Raw genomic sequence first — 18,204 nt, forward strand, 5'->3', positions numbered from 1 at the left:
TCGGCCGTCGCTTACACGACGCGGACCGATCGACTCTCGGAGACGGGCGCGATCGGCAGGTCGGGAAAGGCCACCTCGACCGTATAGGTGAGGTCGTCGTCGGCACCGAAAACCCCCACTGGAACGGTCGTCGAACCGAGATAGGCGGTGGTCGCGGTCATCTCGACGTCTCCATTGACGACGACGCGGATCGCCGCGCGCCCCCCGCCCTCGGTCGAGGCGACGCCCACTTCACGGAGCTCGTTCTCGCCGCGGGCGATCTCCTCGGGAAACGCCCCCCAGTCGATCGACACGGCGGGCAGCCCGCCCGCGTTCGCGTGGATTCTCTCGGCGACGCTCTCCGTGAGCCCCGCCTCGACGAGCCCCTCGACGCCGGCCGCCCGGACCTCTCCCGGAGCGGTGATCCCCTCGGCGGCGAGCTTGCTCGCCCGACCCGGTCCGACGCCGTCGATCGCGGTCAGCCCGACCGCGTCGTCGCTCACGCCGTACTCGATGCGGGCCTCCAGCCGGCGAACGAGGGTCGCGTCGGCGGGTCCGGCGAATCGTTCGCAGAAGGCGTGGAGCGCAGCGAGCAGCCTGAGGGCGTTCTGCCGGATCACCCAGGCGTCGCCCGAGAGCTCCGAGGGAGTGGTGCCGTTCATCGCCCCCCGGAGGACGGCGAGCACCTTCCGCTCGCCCGCGTCGAGGTCCGAGTCGGAGCCCCCGAGCGCCGCGCGTATCGCATCGCGCTCGGCCTTGCGTGCGCTGACGCTGTCGAACTCCGTCGCCTGCGCGACCGTCCGCAGGATCGGATCAGTCCCGATCGTCTCGCCGTCCGCGAGCGCGTGAAAGCGCTCGGCGGTCGAGAGCCGGAGGTAGTACTGCGAGGCGAGCACCCCCAACGGGGTGGCCTCGATCGAGAGCTCCTCTCCGAGCGAGACGAATCCGCGATCGACCAACGAATCGAGCGTCGCGCGCACGCGCTCGCGTAGCGTGTCGAAACCGTACTTCTCGGGTTTGCTCCGGGCGCGCACGTAGTAGAAGGTGGTCTCGATCCACGTCATCACGTCCTCGAGGTCCCGGATGGTCCCGAGCGCGATCTCGGCGTTGAGATGGGCGTCGAGGTCCTCGGCGAGCCGGGACTCGATCTCCTTTCCCTCCCGCAGCAACCGGCGGTACTTATCCGCCTCCGAGCGGTCGCAGATCACCCAGCCGTAGCCCACGTCGTCGTAGCCCGGCCGGCCCGCGCGCCCGAGCATCTGGAGGACGTCCAGCGGGCTCATGTCGACCTCGCCCTCGAGGGGGTCGTGGAGCTTGGTGTCGCGGATCACCACGCATCGTGCGGGAAGGTTCACCCCCCACGCGAGCGTCGAGGTCGAGAACAGCAGCTGGATCTTCCCCTCCTTGAACCAGCCCTCGATCAGGTCGCGGTCGTTCTTCGAGAGTCCCGCGTGGTGGAAGCCGACGCCGTCGAGCGCCGACTGGCGGAGCGTGTCGTTCTCCAACTGTTGGGTCTCGGTGTGGAAGTCGTAGTCGCCGCGCGCGCCGACGGGCACGTCGCGCTGTGCGAGCTCGTCGCGCGACTTCTTCGCCGCCTGGACGGTGTCCTGGCGCGAGGAGACGAACACCAGCGCCTGGCCGTCCTCGCGGACGTGGGGTTCGGCGAGATCGAGCGCACGATACAGCCGACGGTACTTATCGGCAAAGGAGTTCTCGCCGTGGGAGTAGGTCTTCACGTCGGCGTGGAGTTCCACCGGTCGGTAGTCGTCGCCGAAGGAGAACGTCGCCTCGGGCGGCGCGTCGAGCCAGTCGGCGACGTCCTCGACGTTGGGCATCGTCGCCGAGAGCGCGACGATCCGGACGTCACAGAGCCGCCGCAGCCGGGAGACCGTCGCCTCAAGCACCGATCCGCGCTTCTCGGAATCGAGGAGGTGGACCTCGTCGATCACGCAGCAGTCCACGCCGGTAATGAAGTCGTAACGGCGACCGTCGTGTTTTCTCGTCGCCGAGTCGGCCTTCTCGGGGGTCATCACGAGGATGTCCGCGCGGCGAGCCCGACGGGGGTTCAGATCGCGCTCGCCGGTGACGACGTAGACCGAGTAGCCCAGCGACTCGAAGCGCTCCCACTCGCCCTCCTTCTCGTTCGTGAGCGCACGCATGGGCGCGATGAACAGCGCGGTGCCCCCTTCCCGGAGGGTCCGACAGATGGCGAGCTCCGCGAGCGCCGTCTTGCCGGAGGCGGTGGGCGCGCTCGCGACGACGTTGACCTCCTCGTCGAGCAGCGCCGGGAGCGCCTCGCGCTGCATCGCGTTGAACTCCTCGAAGGGAAACGCCTCCGCGAACTCGGGCAGCGCTTCGGCGACCTGCATCTGTCGGGTAGGGGGCCCCGGAGAGGAAAGGCGTTTCTAGTCGCCACCGTCGCCCGCGTCGGCGTCCTCTGTGCCGTCCTCGTCCTCCCCTCCTTCGGCCTCGCCGACGTCGTCCTCGTCGACGTCGACCTCGTCGAGGTCGGCGCCGAACCCCTTGAGCAGCGCCCGCGCCAGCGCGGCGACCGGGATGATCTCGAGGCGGCCGATCCACATGTTCGTCATCAGGATCCCCTTCGCCGCGTCGGGCATCGTCGGACCGGTGGGCCCCGCCGAGAGGCCGACGTTGCCCTGGGCGCTCGCCACCTCGAAGAGGACGACCTCGAGCGGCAGGTCGAGCACGAGCAGCAGGCAGATCACGCCGAAGAGAAGCAGAAAGATCCAGAGCAGGCCGACCGCGGCGGCCTGATCGAACTCCGAGGAGGAGTGATCGACGGTGGCCTCGCCCTCCGCCTCGGCGATCTGGGGGGTACGCTGGACATCGGGGAAGAACGCCTCGGTCATCCGGTAGTACGAGCCCTTGGTCAGCGACATGAAGCGGATGACCTTGATCCCGCCCGCGGTCGAGCCCGACGCGCCGCCGACGGTCATCGCGCCGACGAGCAACAGCTGTGCCTCGAGCGACCAGACCGTTCCCAGGGCGGTGTCGGTCTGGAAGCCCGTGCAGGTGAGCGCCGACACGAACTGGAACGCGCCGAACCGGACGGCGTCGCCGGGACTCACGAACGGCCCGGCGAAGAGGAACAGCCCGACGAGGAGGACGCCGGCGCCGAGGATCCCGAGCAGCCAGCGCGTCTGTCGGTCGGCGTAGAGCGCGTGGACGTCACCCCGCAGGGCGTAGTAGTGGACGGCGAAGGAGATCGCTCCGAGCGCCATGACCGGCAGCAGGACGGCCTCGATGACCGGGTCGTCGTAGCTCGCGATCCCGTCGGGGGTGACCGTGAACCCGCCGGTGGAGATGCCGGTCATCCCGTGGTTGATCGCCTGCCAGGCCGGCATGCCCGCGGCCCACAGCGCGAGCACGGAGCCGGCGGTGAGCGCGACGAACACCCACCAGATCGCCCGCAGCGTCTCCTCGGTGCTCTCGCCGATCGTCTCGACGGCGGCCTTCTCCTCGTAGAGCTCCCTGAACGCGCCGCTCTCGCCGGTGAGCACGACAGCCGCCGCGAGCACGACGACGCCGACGCCGCCGATCCACTGGACCAGCGAACGCCACCACTGGATCGTCGCCGGGAGCACCGACTCGTCGAGTGCCATCGTCAGTCCGGTTCCGGTGACGCCGCTCATCCCCTCGAACGCCGCGTTCGTCGGCGAGAGGAAGACGACGAGCGTCCGGTCGAGTTCGGGGGTCGCGAACCGGGAGGGGTCGAGCGCGACCGTCCAGGCGACGAAGAGAATCGGCAGGCCACAGAGCACGCCGCTGAACAGCCACGCGAGCGCGGCGGTGACGAGCCCGTGGGCGGGATCGGTGTCCGGGGAGTCGGTCCCCCAGCGGTTCAGGACGGCGCCGAGCCCGGCGGTGAGTGCGGCCGAGAGGAGGAAACCGGGGATCGCGTACCACTCGCGCCAGACCGCCGCCACCAGCGTCGATCCCGCCATCAGTCCGCCGAGGAGCACGAACAGGGTACCGAGGTCACCCCCGATCGTCCTCGCGTCGTCCCACATTGGGGGGTCTCGAGTCGCCCTCCTGCAGAAGCTTCGCCTTGCGTTCGACGGGGACGAGCGGTTCCCGTAGGCTTTTGCCCGATCGGTCCCCAGTACGTCCAATGAGCCTCTCGCGCAAGCCCGACTGGCTGAAGACCCGACCGCCGTCGGGCCAGGAGTTCGCCGGGATCAGACGCACCCTGCGCGATCACGACCTCCACACCGTCTGTGAGGAGGCGAACTGTCCGAACCTGGGCGAGTGCTGGAGCGGCGGCGCCTCCGGCGAAGGGGGTACCGCGACGTTCATGCTGATGGGCGATCGCTGCTCGCGGGGCTGTAACTTCTGTGACGTCGAGACGGGCGGAATGGAGCCGCTCGATCCCGACGAGCCCGCGAACGTCGCGAGCGCGATCGCCGAGATCGGCCTCGACTACGTCGTGCTCACGAGCGTGGATCGCGACGACCTGCCCGACCAGGGCGCGGGCCACTTCGCCGAGACGATCCGCGAGATCAAGGAGCGCCACCCGGGCATCCTCGTCGAGGTGCTGATTCCCGACTTCCGAGGCGAACCCGAGCTAGTGAGAGAGATCATCGACGCCGAGCCCGACGTCATCGCCCACAACGTCGAGACGGTCGAACGCCTCCAGTGGCCAGTCCGCGACAAGCGCGCGGGCTACGACCAGAGCCTCTCCGTGCTCCGGCAGGTGAGCCGCGAGTCGGAGATCTACACCAAGACGAGCCTGATGCTCGGCGTCGGCGAGCACGCCCACGAGATCTACCAGGCGCTCTCGGACCTGCGCGAGATCGACGTCGACGTCGTGACCCTCGGGCAGTACCTCCAGCCCTCGCGCTCGCATCTCGACGTCTCTCGCTACGTCCACCCCCACGAGTTCGACACCTGGCGGCGGGTCGCCGAGGAGGAACTCGACTTCCTCTACTGCGCCTCGGGGCCGATGGTCCGTTCGTCGTACAAGGCCGGCGAGCTGTTCGTCGAGAGCGTCCTGCGAGAGGGAAAGAACGTCGAGGCCGCGCGCCGTACGGCGCGTGCGAACGACTGAGCGAAGGGGAAAGCGAGGGACCTACTCTCCGTCGTACTCGGCGTCGGCGTCGTCTTCGGTTCCCGGTTCGTCCTCCTCGGCGTCCTTCTCGTCCTCCTCGGCGTCCGTCTCCCGCTCGTCCTCCTCGACGGGTTCTCCCGCTCTCGCATCTCCGTTCTCGCTCCGTTCGTCGTCGCCCGGAACCGAGTCGTCCTCGTCGGGCGTGTAGACGTACATGCAGTCGTTGGGGTACGAACGACCGTACTGGGCGGCGTCCTCACAACAGAGCACCCGACCGTCGTCCATCACGTAGACGTTGTCGACGTTGAGCAGCGCCTCGTCCGCGACCTCCGCGGGGTCCGAGCCGTCGGGGCCGACGATGACCGGCTCGAGCGTCGAGATGTCGCAGTCCTCCTCGATCTCCGCCCGGTAGACCAGCCCGCCGTCGACGCGGTCGACCTGGATCTCGCCCTCGTCGTCGCTCATGCCGTCGTTGACCTCGGAGATGCCGACGTAGACGTAGTCGCCGGGCCCCGCGTCGGTGGCGCTGTCGATACCCTCGCTCTTCCGGAACTCGACGGTCGCGCCGGTCTCCTTCGCGGCGGCACGGGTCTCGATGAACGGCACTCGACGGAGGTGCTCGTCGACGCCGTCGGGTCCGTGTTCCTCCCACTGGTCGGCCCACTCGACGATCTCCTCGTCGGTGACGTAGTCCCGGTTGCCGTTCTCGGCGACCTCGCGATCGGCCTCCTCGAGCGCCGTCTCGAGGTCCTCCTCCCAGTCAGTCTCGGCGTGTTCGAGGTAGTCGACCTGCGTGACGTCGTCGTACTCGGCGATCCAGGACTCCACCTCGTGGTTGGAGGCGTGGCCCAGTTCGATCCACTCGAGTTCGAGGTCGACCTCCGCCGGCGGCTTCCGTGCGGCGGCGTCCTGATTGGTGACCGTCGCCGCGTGGAGGGTACCCTCGACGTCGTCGGGGTCCTCGTAGCTCGGGATCGGTTCGTCGGCGACGAACTTGTAGAAGCCCTTGTTCTCGCCGTCGGAGCTGAGATAGACCGTCCGTTCGTCGCTCTGGACGTCCGGACACTCCCAGGCGGCCCGGCCGCACACCCAGTACTTGATCGGGGTGGGCTCGTCGGATTCGGGCTCACGGAAATCGACGATGTAGCCGGTCCGGTAGGGGTTGGGATAGACGTCGTCGATCGGCGTAAGGGTGTTCTCGTCGCCGTCCTGATCGACCGGTTCGGCGCCGAGGTAGTACGCGTGGAGCTCGAGCCCGCTGAGCGCCCAGTTGCCTTGGAGCGTCCAGGAGTCGTCGCCGTAGAGCTCGTCGATCGCCTCCTGGGTCTCGCCCGCGTTGGGCCGGTTCCAGAACGAGGCCGCACCACGGCGGCCGACGCCGGTGCCCTCCTCGACGATGTCGCTCACCGTCGAGGTCAGCGAAACGCGCGTATGGGCGTACTCCTCCTCGGCCGACAACGGCGTGTTCCACGGGCTGAGGTCGCCGTAGCAGTTGATCCGGGTGCCCCCGAGCTCGCGGAGCTCCTCGGTGTTCGCGAGGTTGCTCGTGTTCTCCAGGTCGGCGCTCCAGCTTCCGTCGTCCTCGCGACGGATCGGCATCCGGCTGACGTTGCCGGGGCTCTGCTCCCAGTTGGTGAACAGGACCCCCTCGGTGCCCTCGTCGTTCGTTTCGACGAGGTGGTTCATGTCGGGGTCGTGGCCCATGTTCGTATACCGCGAGCCGGCGAACTCGTCGATCCGCAGCCCGCCGGGCGTGACGGGAATGCCGAGGTCCTCGCCGTCCCCGACGTTGTCGTCCTCCTGGGCGAGCAGTTCGTACTCGCCGCCCGCGGCCCGGACCCGGCCCTGCTCGTCCTTCGTCGTCGGAATACCGAGTTCGTCGAACTCGTCGCCGCCGTCGCCGCCCGTATCGAACTCGAAGCCCTTCACGTACCCCACCCCGCCCCTGTCGAAGGGGGCAGGGTTCTGTCGACTCGGGTGCTGGAGGCTGAAGATCAGCGTCCCGCCCTGCGTGACGAACGGCCCGGTGACCTCCGCGCCGAACGCGGTCGTCGCGAACCGCTCGATCTCCCCCTGGACGTAGGGGGCGTGTGGCGTGTCCTCGTCCTCCTCGTCGTCCTCCTGGGCGGCCGCCGTGGCTGGAACACTCGCACCGAGCCCCGCCGCCACGGACGTCGCCATCAGCTTTCGTCGGGTGAACTCGACCATGCGAGCGACTAGCTAGCGGCCTGGTAGAAGAAATTTTATAATAGTTCTAGAGAGGAATCATATCCGATAGTACCGGTAATGAGCAGTGTATAGCGGCTCCGGACGGCTCGAGGAGCGGGCGTCGAACGAGGGACGTCGGCGACCGACCGACGGATCGAGAAGGGTCTCGCTCGACGGGGTTCGCGGTGAGAGTACGGAACAACGCGCCGTGGAGGGAGGCTACTCCACGTCGCGTTCCTCGACCCCCTCGCGGATCTCCTCGGCGCGCTGGTGGACCCAGGAGGCGTATCGATCGACCTTGGTGTTCTTTATCCCGTAGAACGACGCCACCCAGTTCTCGTCGATCCCGGGCTGGGTGAGGAAGTACGCGGCGAGCGTGTCCTGTCCGGCCTGGATGATCTCGGGGGGGACGCCCCGGTCGCCCGTTCCCGCCTCCTGGAACCCGTTGACGTCGAAGTAGACGTCGGCGTACAGCTCCGCACGCTCGGGATCGTCGAACCTGATCCCCTCGTGCTGGGGCGCCTCGAACCGATACCGAGGGTCGCCGTCCGGCCGGCGTTCCTCGACGATTCTGACGTCCAGTACGTACTCCCTGTAGACCGACTTCTCGTCCTCGACGCCGGTGGGGTTTTCGGATCGTGACATGGCTCTTTCTCGGCTGGCAGCCGCGTGGGTTCGCGAGCGAAACCAGCTCAGGTGGGTAGATCCTCGCTCGATCACCCCATAAACCCATCGTCGGTTTCGGTACGTGCTCCCGAGCGACGGGAAACGGGTGTCGCGGCCTCGGTAGGGACCCGCCGGGGTCGCCCGCCGATCGGTCGGCCGGTCGGCAATATCTCCCCCTATAGTAAACCTTTTTACGAAAATCCTATAACCCGAGCGAAAGACCGTTCGGGTATGCCGAGGTGTCTCCAGTCGTGAGTACGTTACAGCGCGATCCTCGAACGCGCGTCCGCTGTCTCGACGAGGACGGATCGGTGGTCGACGAGGAGGCCCTCCCCGACCTCGACGAGGAGTCGATGGTCGAGATCTATCGGGGGATGCGCCTCGCCCGTCGGTTCGACCAGCGCGCGGTGAGCCTCCAGCGCCAGGGGCGGATGGGGACCTACCCGCCGCTGTCGGGCCAGGAGGGCGCCCAGATCGCGAGCGCCTATGCCCTCGAGGACGACGACTGGGTCTTCCCCAGCTACCGCGAGCACGGCGTGGCGATGCTACGCGGGGTATCGTTGAAACGGACGCTGCTCTACTGGATGGGCCACGAGGCGGGCAACGCGATCCCCGAGGGGAAGAACGTCTTCACCGTCGCCGTCCCGATCGCCACACAACTCCCCCACGCCGTCGGGGCGGCCTGGGCCTCGCGGCTGAAGGACGAGGAGAGGGCGTTCGTCTGTTACTTCGGGGACGGGGCGACGAGCGAGGGCGACTTCCACGAGGCGCTCAACTTCGCGGGCGTCTTCGACACCCCCAACGTCTTCTTCTGCAACAACAACCAGTGGGCGATCTCCGTGCCCAGAGAGCGCCAGACCGCGAGCGAGACGCTCGCTCAGAAGGCCGTCGCCTACGGCTTCGAGGGCGTTCAGGTCGACGGCATGGACCCGTTGGCGGTGTACAAGGTCACCCGCGAGGCCCTCGAGAAGGCGAAGGATCCCGGTGACGACGAGCGGCGGCCGACGCTGATCGAGGCCGTCCAGTACCGCTTCGGCGCACACACGACGGCGGACGACCCTTCGATCTACCGCCAGGAGGAGGAGGTCGAGGAGTGGAAGCGAAAGGACCCCATTCCGCGCCTGGAGTCGTTCCTGCTCGATCGGGGCTACCTCGACGAGGAACGGGTCGAGGCGATCGAGAGCGGGGTCGAGGAGGAGGTCGCGGCGGCGATCGACGCGGCCGAGTCGGTCGAGCGCCCCGAGCCCGCAGAGATGTTCGCGAGCGTCTACGCGGAGATGCCCAACCGGCTGGAACGGCAGTTGGAGTGGTTCGAATCGATCCGCGAGCAACACGGCGACGATTCACTACTGGGAGGACACTGATGAGCGAAACAGAGACCGAGACCACGAGCACGCAGAACCTCACGCTGGTACAGGCGGTACGGGACGGACTGCGAGACGAGATGGCGCGCGACGACGACGTGATCGTCATGGGAGAGGACGTCGGCAAGAACGGCGGCGTCTTCCGCGCGACCGAGGGGTTGTACGACGAGTTCGGCGACGAGCGCGTGATCGACACGCCGCTCGCGGAGTCGGGCATCGTCGGCACGGCGATCGGGATGGCCGCCTACGGCCTTCGGCCGGTGCCCGAGATCCAGTTCTCGGGCTTCATGTACCCCGCGTTCGACCAGATCGTCAGTCACGCCGCACGCATTCGAACGCGCTCTCGCGGGCGGTTCACCTGCCCGATGACGCTGCGGGCGCCCTACGGCGGGGGGATCCGCGCGCCCGAGCACCACTCCGAGTCGAAGGAGGCGTTCTACGTCCACGAGCCGGGACTGAAGGTCGTCGTCCCGAGCACGCCCCACGAGGCGAAGGGCCTGCTCGCGAGTTCGATCCGCGATCCCGACCCCGTCGTGTTCCTCGAGCCCAAACTGATCTACCGAGCGTTCCGCGAGGAGGTGCCCGACGAGCCCTACGAGATACCGTTGGGCGAGGCCGCCGTCCGTCGGGAGGGCAGCGACGTCTCCGTGTTCACCTGGGGCGCGATGACCCGTCCCACCCTCGAGGCCGCCGAGAACCTCGACGGCGAGATAAGCGCGGAGGTGGTCGACCTCCGAACGCTCTCGCCGCTCGACGAGGGGGCGATCGTCGACTCCTTCGAGAAGACCGGCCGGGCGGCCGTGGTCCACGAGGCGCCGAAGACGGCGGGGTTAGGCGCGGAGATCGCCGCCACCATCCAGGAGGAGTCGCTGCTCTACCAGGAGGCGCCGATCCAGCGCGTCACCGGCTTCGACGTACCGTTCCCGCTGTACGCGCTCGAGGACTACTACCTGCCCGAGCCCGCCCGCATCGAAGAAGGGATCAGGGAGGCCGTCGAGTTCTGAGCATGGTACGCGAGTTCAAGCTCCCCGACGTCGGCGAGGGCGTCGCCGAGGGGGAGATCGTCAGGTGGCTCGTCGAGCCGGGCGACGAGGTGAGCGAGGACCAGCCCGTCGCGGAGGTCGAGACGGACAAGGCCGTCGTCGAGGTCCCCTCGCCGGTCGACGGGAGCGTGAAGGAGCTGCTCGCCGAGGAGGGCGAGGTGGTCCCCGTCGGCGACGTGATCATCACGTTCAACGTGGAGGGCGAGGAGCCGGCCGAAGAGGAGGAGTCCGGACCGGAGGCTGCGGAGCCGAGCAGCGGGGAAGGGAAACGCGAACCCACGAAGGTCGAGGGGAGGCCCGCCGTCACGAAGGCGGACGCCGGCGAGGACAGGAGAGCCGCCGGAACCGAGGACGAGGAGGCGCCGACCGCCTCCAAACGGGTGTTCGCGCCGCCGAACGTCCGCCGGCTGGCACGCGAACTCGGCGTCGACGTCGCGAGCGTCGAGGGTTCGGGCCCGGGCGGACGGATCTCGGAGGGCGACGTTCGTTCGGCCGCGGAGGGAGACCGGGACGGGGCGGAGTCCGAGGAGTCCGCGGGATCCGAGGAGGGTCCGTCGGGGCTCGACGAGGAGCTCTCGTCGGCGGTCTCCTCCCAGGAAGGTGACTCCCAGCCACCGGAGGCCGCGGACCGCGAGCGCACGCTCGCGGCGCCCGCGACCCGCCGGCTCGCCGAGGAGCAGGGCGTCGACCTGAACGCCGTCCCGACCGACGAGACCCGCGACGGCGAGGCGTTCGTCACGCCCGAGGCGGTCCGCGAGTACACGGAGGCCCGGCGGGCGGCTCCGACCGACGCGGCCGAGGCAACGGCCGAGACGGAGACGGGTCCACGCGAGCGCGAGGAGCGCGAACCGTACCGCGGGATCCGACGGACCATCGGCCGACAGATGGCCCAGTCGAAGTACACCGCTCCACACGTCACCCACCACGACACGGCGGAGGTGGAGCGGCTGGTCGAGACCCGGGGAGAGCTGAAGGCGATCGCCGAGGAGCGCGGCGTCCGTCTGACGTATATGCCGTTCGTGATGAAGGCGGTCGTCGCCGCGCTGAAACAGCACCCCTACCTCAACAGCTCGCTCGACGAGGAGAGCGAGGAGGTCGTCGTGAAGAACTACTACGACGTCGGGATCGCCGTCGCCACCGACGCGGGGCTGATGGTGCCCGTCGTACGCGACGTCGACGAGAAGGGAGTCCTCCAACTGGCCTCGGAGGTGAACGAACTCGCCCAGAAGGCGCGCGAACGCTCGATCAGCAGGGAGGAGATGCAGGGCGGGACGTTCACGATCACGAACTTCGGGGCGATCGGCGGCGAGTTCGCCACCCCGATCATCAACCACCCCGAGGTCGCGATCCTGGGGCTCGGGGAGCTCGACGAGCGACCGATCGCGGAGGACGGTGAAGTGCGAGCAGCCCACACGCTGCCGTTGTCGCTGTCGATCGATCACCGGATCGTCGACGGGGCAGTCGCCGCCGAGTTCACGAACACGTTGATCGAATATCTGGAAAACCCCAACCTGCTGCTGTTAGAATAACCATGGTCGTCGGAGACATCTCAACCGGAACGGACGTACTGGTGATCGGCGCGGGACCGGGCGGCTACGTCGCCGCCATCCGCGCGGGACAGCTCGATCTGGACGTGACGCTGGTCGAACGCGAGGCGTTCGGCGGCGTCTGTCTCAACCACGGCTGTATCCCCTCGAAGGCGCTGATCACGGCGACGGGAGTCGCCCACGAGGCCGCGAACGCCGAGGAGATGGGGATCCACGCCGACCCCGCGATCGACATGGGCGGGATGGTCGAGTGGAAGGAAGGCATCGTCGACCGGCTCACGGGCGGCGTCGAGAAGCTCTGTAAGGCGAACGGCGTCAACCTCGTCGAGGGGACCGCGGAGTTCGCGGGCAGCCACAAGGCCCGCGTCGCCCACGACGGGCAGGGCCAGGGCAGCGAGTCGATCGAGTTCGAACACGCGATCGTCGCCACCGGCTCGCGACCGATCGAGATCCCCGGCTTCGAGTTCGATGGCGAGCACGTGCTGAGTTCGCGCCACGCCCTCTCGCCCGACTCCGCGCCGGACTCGCTGGTGATCGTCGGCGCGGGCTACATCGGTATGGAGCTCGCGGGCGTCTACGCGAAGGCGGGCACCGACGTGACGATCGTCGAGATGCTCGACGAGGCGCTCGCGGGCTACACCGACGACCTCGCGGCGCCCGTCGTCGACAACATCGAGGAGCTCGGCGTCGAACTCCACCTCGGCGAGGCCGCCCAGGGCTGGGAGGAGACCAACGACGGGATCGAGGTCGCGACCGAGAACGCCGACGGCGAGGAGTCGACGTTCGACGCGGAGAAGGTGCTCGTCGCGGTCGGGCGCGAACCCGTCACCGACACGCTGAACCTCGAGAGCGTGGGGCTCGAGCCCGACGAGGACGGCTTCCTCGCGACCGACGACCGCGCACGGACCGACGTGAGTCACGTCTACGCCGTCGGCGACGTCGCCGGCGAGCCGCTGCTCGCACACAAGGGAATGAAGGAGGGCCGAGTCGCCGCCGAGGTGATCGCGGGCGAGCCGAGCGCCCTCGACTACCAGGCCGTCCCCGCGGCGGTGTTCACCGAGCCCGAGATAGGAACGGTGGGAATGACCGAGGCCGAGGCCGAGGAGGCCGGGTTCTCGCCCGTGACGGGACAGATGCCGTTCCAGGCCAGCGGGCGCGCGCTGACGACGGGCCACACCGACGGGTTCGTCCGGATCGTCGCCGACGAGGAGAGCGGGTTCGTCCTCGGCGGCCAGATCGTCGGCCCCGACGCCTCCGAACTCGTCGCCGAAGTGGGACTCGCGATCGAACTCGGCGCCACCCTGGAGGACGTCGCGGCGACGATCCACACCCATCCGACGCTCTCGGAGGCCGTCCAGGAGGCCGCGGAGAACGCGCTCGGCCACGCGATCCACACGCTGAACCGTTAAAACAGCCGTCCCTGGGGAGATCGATCCCGGGAGCCGGGGACGCCGTCCCCCGCGAGATCGGCGACACATCGCCTGCAGTAGCGGTAGCTCGGGTCGTTCTTCGCCCCGCAGTCGCCACACTCGACGACTCCGTCGGGCGGATTCGCGGGGTCGTCCGTCGGTTCCGCCGTGGTCGCCGTGGCCGAGGATTCACCGTCGGCGCGGTAGTAGAGATAGAGCAGGGCGACCAGTTGGATCCCGACGAGCGCGATCACGATCTCGAGAACCGGTGTCTCGAGCATGGGCCTATCGGGAACTCGGTGACGAACGCACTTAGCGGTTGTGCCGAGTTGACACGAGCCATGAGCCGCCCCTCGATTGGGACCCGGACCGAAGCGATCCGCCGACGCAGGCCGTCGACGGACCCGAGGGCTTTTGACGCTGTCTGCGAAACCGGCGGGCGATGAGGGCAGTCACGCTGGGCCCGGCGGGGACGTACTCACACCGGGCGGCGAACGCGGTCGCCGAGGAGGTGGAGTTTCGCGAGTCGGTCACGGCGATCGTCGAGGCGATCGCCGTCGGCGAGTACGACCGGGGGGTGATCCCGATCGAGAACAGCATCGAGGGCAGCGTCACCGAGAGCCTCGACTCGCTCTCGGAGTACGACGTCGCGGTGGTGAAGGAGATCGTCACGCCGATCAGACACGCGCTGCTCGCACAGGGAACCGACTTCTCGACGGTCGCGAGCCACTCGCAGGCGCTCGCGCAGTGTCGGAAGTACCTCGAGAGCGAACACCCCGACGCCACCCACGAGGCCGTCGCCAGCACCGCCCGCGGGGTCGAGCGCGCCCGCGAGAACCCACAGATCGCGGCGATCGGACACCCCGAGAACGCTGCAGGACCACGTCCTACAGGCAGTCGGACGGAGTCCGACGACGCGGGCGACGAGCTTCGCGTGCTCGCCGAGGACATCCAGGACCGGAGCTCGAACGCGACGCGCTTTCTGGTGGTCGCCCCCGTCGCGGAGCGCTCGGCGGCGGGCGGGAAGTCGACGATCGTGGTCTATCCCAACATGAACTATCCTGGACTACTGCTCGAGCTGCTCGAGGCGTTCGCCGAGGAGAACATCAACCTCTCGCGGGTCGAGTCCCGCCCGAGCGGCGACCGCCTCGGCGACTACCTCTTCCACATCGACATCGAGGCGGGCATGTACGAGCAGCGTACCGAGCGGGCGCTCGATCGGGTGGAGTCGATCGCCGAGAAGGGCTGGGTTCGTTGGCTCGGCTCCTACGACACCGAACATGTCCTCTACTGATCGACCCCGTCACGTCGCTCGCGGAGACGCGGCGCTCGATCGCCGCGTGCCGGCTCGATGTCGACAAGGACAAAGTGTCTCCGGCACCTATCGTTGAACATGCCTTCTCCCTCCGCGTACCCCCAACTCATCGGACGGCTCTTCGAGACGGCCCAGGAGAACGGCGTGTTCTCGGACTCGAAGACGTTCGTCGACTGCGTTCCCGCGGAGGAGCCGGAAACGATCCAGTCCAGGTTCGAGGACGAACAGGAAGTCGAGAACGTCGATCTCGAACGGTTCGTCCACGACCACTTCACCGTGCCGGAGGACCCGGTGACGGCGGCGAATCCCCCGACGGAGTCGATGGAGTGGTACATCGACGGGCTCTGGCCCCACCTGATTCGCGACCCCGTCGATCAGCGACAGGGCGAGACCGCCATCCCCCTCCCCAACCGGAGCGTCATCCCCGGCGGGCGATTCCGCGAGAGCTACTACTGGGACAGCTACTTCGTCGCGGAGGGGCTCGCCGTGGACGGGCGAGTCGACGTCATCGAGGACGTCGTCGAGAACTTCGCCTCGCTGATCGACCGGTACGGGTTCGTCCCCAACGGCGCGCGCGTCTACTACACGACTCGATCGAATCCGCCGGTGTTCAACCGCATACTCGACCTGTTGGCCGCCGAACGTGGCCCCGACGTCGCCCAGGAGTACCTCCCGCACCTCGATCGCGAGTACGGGTTCTGGATGGACGGCGCGGACGAGATCGGACCCGGCGAGGCCCATCGTCGAACCGTCCGTCTCGACGAGGACGAGGCCGTGCTCAACCGCTACTGGGACGACCAGGCCCAGCCGCGCGCGGAGTCCTACCGCGAGGACGTCGAACTCGCGGGCCGGATCGATCGCGATCCCTCGGCGGTCTACCGCGACGTCCGTGCGGCCTGCGAGTCGGGCTGGGACTTCAGCAGCCGGTGGTTCGACGGCGAGGGGATCGAGACGATCCGGACGACCGACCGGATCCCGATCGACCTCAACGCGCTGCTGTACGGCACCGAACGGTCGCTCGCACGATGGCACGATTACGTCGGCGACGCCGAGGCCGCGGAGGGGTACCGCGACGCCGCAACGGCCCGCCGGGCGTCGATCGATCGCTACTGTTGGGACGAGAAACGGGAGTTCTACTTCGACCACTCGCGAGAACGCGGGGAGCCAACGGACTCCTGGACGCTCGCTGCGGTGGTCCCCCTCTTCAGCGGGGCGGCGAGCGACGAGCAGGCGGCGCGCGTCGCCGAGACCCTCGAGAAGCGTTTTCTCCGGTCCGGCGGCCTGGTGACCACGCTCACCGAGTCGGGCGAGCAGTGGGACGCACCCAACGGCTGGGCGCCGCTCCACTGGATGGCGGTCGTCGGGCTCCAGCGCTACGGCCACGAGGAGCTCGCTCGCGAGATCGCGGGCCGGTGGCTCGACCTCAACCGCGACGTGTTCGACGAGACGGGGCGAATGCTCGAGAAGTACGACGTCACCGGCGGGGGCGTGGGCAGCGGCGGCGAGTACCCGCTCCAGTTCGGCTTCGGCTGGACCAACGGCATCGCGCTCGCGCTCCCCCAGCAGTTCTACTGACCGCGCGGCGCTCAGACGGCGAGTTCTAGAAGGTAGGAGGTCGAACCGGCACCGCAGTGACAGCCCGAGACCCGTACCAGGGTTCCGGCGGCCCCGGCGCCGAGTCCGGCACCGAGGAGCGCGCCGCCGCGCGAACCGACGAGCGCGGCGATCGCTCCGGAGAGAAGCAACAGGGCGGAGACCCCCGTCACGTAGAGCCGGCTCTGGCCGATACCGATCGAGGCGACGGCGACGAACGGGTCGGCTCCGGCGACCTCGAGCGGAATACGGCTGGGGAACAACGCGGGTTCGAACGTCGGACCGCCGACGGGAGTCGCCCAGAGCAACAGCGCGGTGCCGACGAGGAATCCCGTGATCGATGCCAGCGGCGCGAGCGCTCTCGTCGGGGGGTGCGGAAGCGATCGATCCCGGGCGTAGCTCACGCGGCCTCGACCTCCTGCCACCCGATCTGCCAGTTCGCGAACCAGCGAACCAGCGTCGAGGAGGCGGCGCCGAGCAGGCCGATGACGATGATCCCGACGATGATGGCCGGGTAGGAGCCGCTCGTGTAGGCCGACCAGGTGAGGAATCCGAGGCCGGTGCCACCGGCGACCATCTCTGCGGCGATCAGGTTGACCCACGCGAGCCCCATGCCGACGATCATGCCGGCGTGGATCGCCGGCAGCGCGCTCGGGTAGATGACGTGACGGAACGTCTGGAACGAGGTCGCACCGAGCGACTGGGCGGCCCGCGAGTACTCGACCTCGACGCCGCGTGCGCCCTGGATCGTGTTGAGCAGGATGGGGAAGAACGCGCCGAGGAAGGTGATGAACATGATCGAGAGCTCCGCTGCCGGGAGGACGAGGATCGTGAAGGGGATCCACGCGATCGGCGGGATCGGCCGCAGCATCTCGAGGGCGGGAAACGTCAGGTCGGCGAAGACGGTGTACCGGCCGATCAACAGTCCCAGCGGGATGCCGACCGCCGCCGCGATCACGAACGAACCCAGCACGCGGATCGTGCTCTGGACCGTCGAGATCCAGAAGTCCTCGCGGTAGAGTTCGGCGACCAGCGCGGTCGCGACCTCCACCGGAGTCGGCAGTCCGGGAGCGATGCCGAGCCGGCTCACGAGGAGCCACAGCAGCGGTACCGCGAGGATCGAGCCGATTCGAACGAGGCGCCGGCGCGACTCCATCAGGCGCCTTCCTCCTGTTCGAGCGCGCGCTGGGCCTCCTCCCGGATGACCGAGAGCGCGCGTTCGCGCAGCTCGGTGAACCGGTCCGTGGTGAGGACCTCGGAGCTACGCGGCCGTTCGATGTCGACGTCGATGACGTCCTTGACCCCGCCGGGACGGGCGGTCATGATGACGACGCGGTCCGCGAGGAAGATCGCCTCCTCGACGTCGTGGGTGATGAACAGCACCGTCCGGTTGTCGCGTTCCCACACCTCGATCAGCTTCTCCTGCATGATCTCCTTGGTCAGCGCGTCGAGCGCGCTGAACGGCTCGTCCATCAGCATGATGTCCGGGTCGTTCGCGAGCAGTCGGGCGAGCTCGGCGCGCTGTTGCATCCCGCCGGAGAGCCCCGAGGGGTAGGCGTCCTCGAACCCCTCGAGTCCCATCTCGCCGAGGATGCTCTGGGCGCGACCCTCCTCGACGCCGTCGCGCATCTGTGGGCCGAACTCGACGTTCTCCTGTATCGTCTTCCAGGGGAACAGGCGGTTCTCCTGGAAGACGACGCCGCGCTTGGGATCGGGACCGGTGACCCGTTCTCCGTCGACGATCACGTCGCCCTCGGTCGGCTCGAGATAGCCGGCAATGCAGTCCATGACGGTGCTCTTCCCGCAGCCGGAGGGGCCGAGCAGCGCGACGAACTCCTCGGCCTCGATGTGGAGGTCCATGTCGTCGACGGCGAGGACGTGCTCGCCCTCGGGGTCGTAGATCTTCGTGAGGTCGTTGATGTCTATCTCGCCGGTCTTTCCGGCCGTCGATTCGTCCGTCGTCGCTTCGTTCGTCGTCGCTTCGTTCGTGAGAGAGTCTGGTTTGCTCATGA

15 protein-coding genes are annotated in these 18,204 nt (G+C 68.3%); 7 read left to right on the forward strand and 8 right to left on the reverse strand.

Annotated elements, in window-relative coordinates; all coding sequences use genetic code 11:
- Positions 1-11 precede the first annotated feature (11 nt).
- Together V0Z78_RS00195 and V0Z78_RS00200 are read right to left on the reverse strand one after the other, a co-directional pair.
- Positions 12-2,348 carry a DEAD/DEAH box helicase gene (locus V0Z78_RS00195; protein WP_336342601.1) on the reverse strand — a complete coding sequence of 779 codons (2,337 nt, stop codon included), beginning with the start codon at positions 2,346-2,348 and terminating at the stop codon, positions 12-14.
- Positions 2,349-2,384: 36 nt separating this feature from the next.
- Entirely contained in the window at positions 2,385-4,010 is a 1,626-nt protein-coding gene (locus tag V0Z78_RS00200; RefSeq protein WP_336342602.1) for a TrkH family potassium uptake protein, read from the reverse strand.
- A 101-nt stretch (positions 4,011-4,111) separates the two neighbouring features.
- Here V0Z78_RS00200 and lipA point away from each other — a divergent pair, with 101 nt between their 5' ends.
- Positions 4,112-5,047 carry a lipoyl synthase gene (lipA, locus tag V0Z78_RS00205; protein ID WP_336342603.1) on the forward strand — a complete coding sequence of 312 codons (936 nt, stop codon included), beginning with the start codon at positions 4,112-4,114 and terminating at the stop codon, positions 5,045-5,047.
- A 21-nt stretch (positions 5,048-5,068) separates the two neighbouring features.
- On the opposite strand, the gene V0Z78_RS00210 is transcribed toward lipA, so the two are convergent.
- Together V0Z78_RS00210 and V0Z78_RS00215 are read right to left on the reverse strand one after the other, a co-directional pair.
- Positions 5,069-7,255 carry an alkaline phosphatase PhoX gene (locus V0Z78_RS00210; protein WP_336342604.1) on the reverse strand — a complete coding sequence of 729 codons (2,187 nt, stop codon included), beginning with the start codon at positions 7,253-7,255 and terminating at the stop codon, positions 5,069-5,071.
- Between the two features lie 219 nt (positions 7,256-7,474).
- Positions 7,475-7,900 (reverse strand): hypothetical protein, encoded by a 426-nt coding sequence (locus V0Z78_RS00215; protein ID WP_336342605.1) that lies wholly within the window; start codon positions 7,898-7,900, stop codon positions 7,475-7,477.
- A gap of 272 nt (positions 7,901-8,172) precedes the next feature.
- On the opposite strand from V0Z78_RS00215, the gene pdhA reads away from it, so the two are divergent.
- Genes pdhA through lpdA form a run of 4 tightly spaced genes read left to right on the forward strand, consistent with a single transcriptional unit; the run spans position 8,173 to position 13,284 of the window.
- Positions 8,173-9,285, forward strand: coding sequence for a pyruvate dehydrogenase (acetyl-transferring) E1 component subunit alpha (gene pdhA, locus V0Z78_RS00220; RefSeq protein WP_336342606.1), 1,113 nt, complete (start codon positions 8,173-8,175; stop codon positions 9,283-9,285).
- Positions 9,285-10,289, forward strand: a complete 1,005-nt coding sequence (locus V0Z78_RS00225) for an alpha-ketoacid dehydrogenase subunit beta (protein ID WP_336342607.1) — start codon at positions 9,285-9,287, stop codon at positions 10,287-10,289. Before pdhA ends, V0Z78_RS00225 begins: the two co-directional genes overlap by 1 nt.
- Positions 10,290-10,291: 2 nt before the next feature.
- A complete protein-coding gene (locus V0Z78_RS00230) occupies positions 10,292-11,857 on the forward strand; it encodes a dihydrolipoamide acetyltransferase family protein (protein ID WP_336342608.1) in 1,566 nt (521 codons plus the stop codon).
- Positions 11,858-11,859: 2 nt separating this feature from the next.
- Positions 11,860-13,284 (forward strand): dihydrolipoyl dehydrogenase, encoded by a 1,425-nt coding sequence (lpdA, locus tag V0Z78_RS00235; RefSeq protein ID WP_336342609.1) that lies wholly within the window; start codon positions 11,860-11,862, stop codon positions 13,282-13,284.
- Here the strand turns inward: lpdA and V0Z78_RS00240 are convergent.
- The gene (locus V0Z78_RS00240) at positions 13,281-13,565 is read right to left on the reverse strand and encodes a DUF7577 domain-containing protein (protein ID WP_336342610.1); all 285 of its coding nucleotides are present in this window, start codon (positions 13,563-13,565) and stop codon (positions 13,281-13,283) included. The genes lpdA and V0Z78_RS00240 overlap by 4 nt on opposite strands.
- 161 nt (positions 13,566-13,726) lie before the next feature.
- Between V0Z78_RS00240 and V0Z78_RS00245 the strand changes: the two genes are divergently transcribed.
- On the forward strand, positions 13,727-14,578 hold the full coding sequence (locus tag V0Z78_RS00245; protein WP_336342611.1) for a prephenate dehydratase: 852 nt from the start codon (positions 13,727-13,729) through the stop codon (positions 14,576-14,578).
- A gap of 99 nt (positions 14,579-14,677) precedes the next feature.
- Positions 14,678-16,174, forward strand: a complete 1,497-nt coding sequence (treF, locus tag V0Z78_RS00250) for an alpha,alpha-trehalase TreF (RefSeq protein ID WP_336342612.1) — start codon at positions 14,678-14,680, stop codon at positions 16,172-16,174.
- An 11-nt stretch (positions 16,175-16,185) separates the two neighbouring features.
- On the opposite strand, the gene V0Z78_RS00255 is transcribed toward treF, so the two are convergent.
- Genes V0Z78_RS00255 through V0Z78_RS00265 form a run of 3 tightly spaced genes read right to left on the reverse strand, consistent with a single transcriptional unit; the run spans position 16,186 to position 18,202 of the window.
- Positions 16,186-16,596 carry a hypothetical protein gene (locus V0Z78_RS00255; RefSeq protein WP_336342613.1) on the reverse strand — a complete coding sequence of 137 codons (411 nt, stop codon included), beginning with the start codon at positions 16,594-16,596 and terminating at the stop codon, positions 16,186-16,188.
- A complete protein-coding gene (locus V0Z78_RS00260; RefSeq protein WP_336342614.1) occupies positions 16,593-17,348 on the reverse strand; it encodes an ABC transporter permease in 756 nt (251 codons plus the stop codon). Before V0Z78_RS00260 ends, V0Z78_RS00255 begins: the two co-directional genes overlap by 4 nt.
- On the reverse strand, positions 17,348-18,202 hold the full coding sequence (locus tag V0Z78_RS00265; protein ID WP_336342615.1) for an ABC transporter ATP-binding protein: 855 nt from the start codon (positions 18,200-18,202) through the stop codon (positions 17,348-17,350). The genes V0Z78_RS00260 and V0Z78_RS00265 overlap by 1 nt, the downstream gene beginning before the upstream one ends.
- Positions 18,203-18,204 lie beyond the last annotated feature (2 nt).

Origin of the sequence: Halalkalicoccus sp. CG83, from assembly GCF_037081715.1 — an archaeon.
In the GTDB taxonomy this organism is placed as follows: domain Archaea; phylum Halobacteriota; class Halobacteria; order Halobacteriales; family Halalkalicoccaceae; genus Halalkalicoccus; species Halalkalicoccus ordinarius.

What these genes read in the sequence shown, in the direction of transcription:
- V0Z78_RS00195 (WP_336342601.1), bottom strand. Translation starts at nt 2,348, where the DNA reads ATGCAGGTCGCCGAAGCGCTGCCCGAGTTCGCGGAGGCGTTTCCCTTC.
- V0Z78_RS00200 (WP_336342602.1), bottom strand. Translation starts at nt 4,010, where the DNA reads ATGTGGGACGACGCGAGGACGATCGGGGGTGACCTCGGTACCCTGTTC.
- lipA (WP_336342603.1), top strand. Translation starts at nt 4,112, where the DNA reads ATGAGCCTCTCGCGCAAGCCCGACTGGCTGAAGACCCGACCGCCGTCG.
- V0Z78_RS00210 (WP_336342604.1), bottom strand. Translation starts at nt 7,255, where the DNA reads ATGGTCGAGTTCACCCGACGAAAGCTGATGGCGACGTCCGTGGCGGCG.
- V0Z78_RS00215 (WP_336342605.1), bottom strand. Translation starts at nt 7,900, where the DNA reads ATGTCACGATCCGAAAACCCCACCGGCGTCGAGGACGAGAAGTCGGTC.
- V0Z78_RS00225 (WP_336342607.1), top strand. Translation starts at nt 9,285, where the DNA reads ATGAGCGAAACAGAGACCGAGACCACGAGCACGCAGAACCTCACGCTG.
- V0Z78_RS00230 (WP_336342608.1), top strand. Translation starts at nt 10,292, where the DNA reads ATGGTACGCGAGTTCAAGCTCCCCGACGTCGGCGAGGGCGTCGCCGAG.
- lpdA (WP_336342609.1), top strand. Translation starts at nt 11,860, where the DNA reads ATGGTCGTCGGAGACATCTCAACCGGAACGGACGTACTGGTGATCGGC.
- V0Z78_RS00240 (WP_336342610.1), bottom strand. Translation starts at nt 13,565, where the DNA reads ATGCTCGAGACACCGGTTCTCGAGATCGTGATCGCGCTCGTCGGGATC.
- V0Z78_RS00245 (WP_336342611.1), top strand. Translation starts at nt 13,727, where the DNA reads ATGAGGGCAGTCACGCTGGGCCCGGCGGGGACGTACTCACACCGGGCG.
- treF (WP_336342612.1), top strand. Translation starts at nt 14,678, where the DNA reads ATGCCTTCTCCCTCCGCGTACCCCCAACTCATCGGACGGCTCTTCGAG.
- V0Z78_RS00260 (WP_336342614.1), bottom strand. Translation starts at nt 17,348, where the DNA reads ATGGAGTCGCGCCGGCGCCTCGTTCGAATCGGCTCGATCCTCGCGGTA.
- V0Z78_RS00265 (WP_336342615.1), bottom strand. Translation starts at nt 18,202, where the DNA reads ATGAGCAAACCAGACTCTCTCACGAACGAAGCGACGACGAACGAAGCG.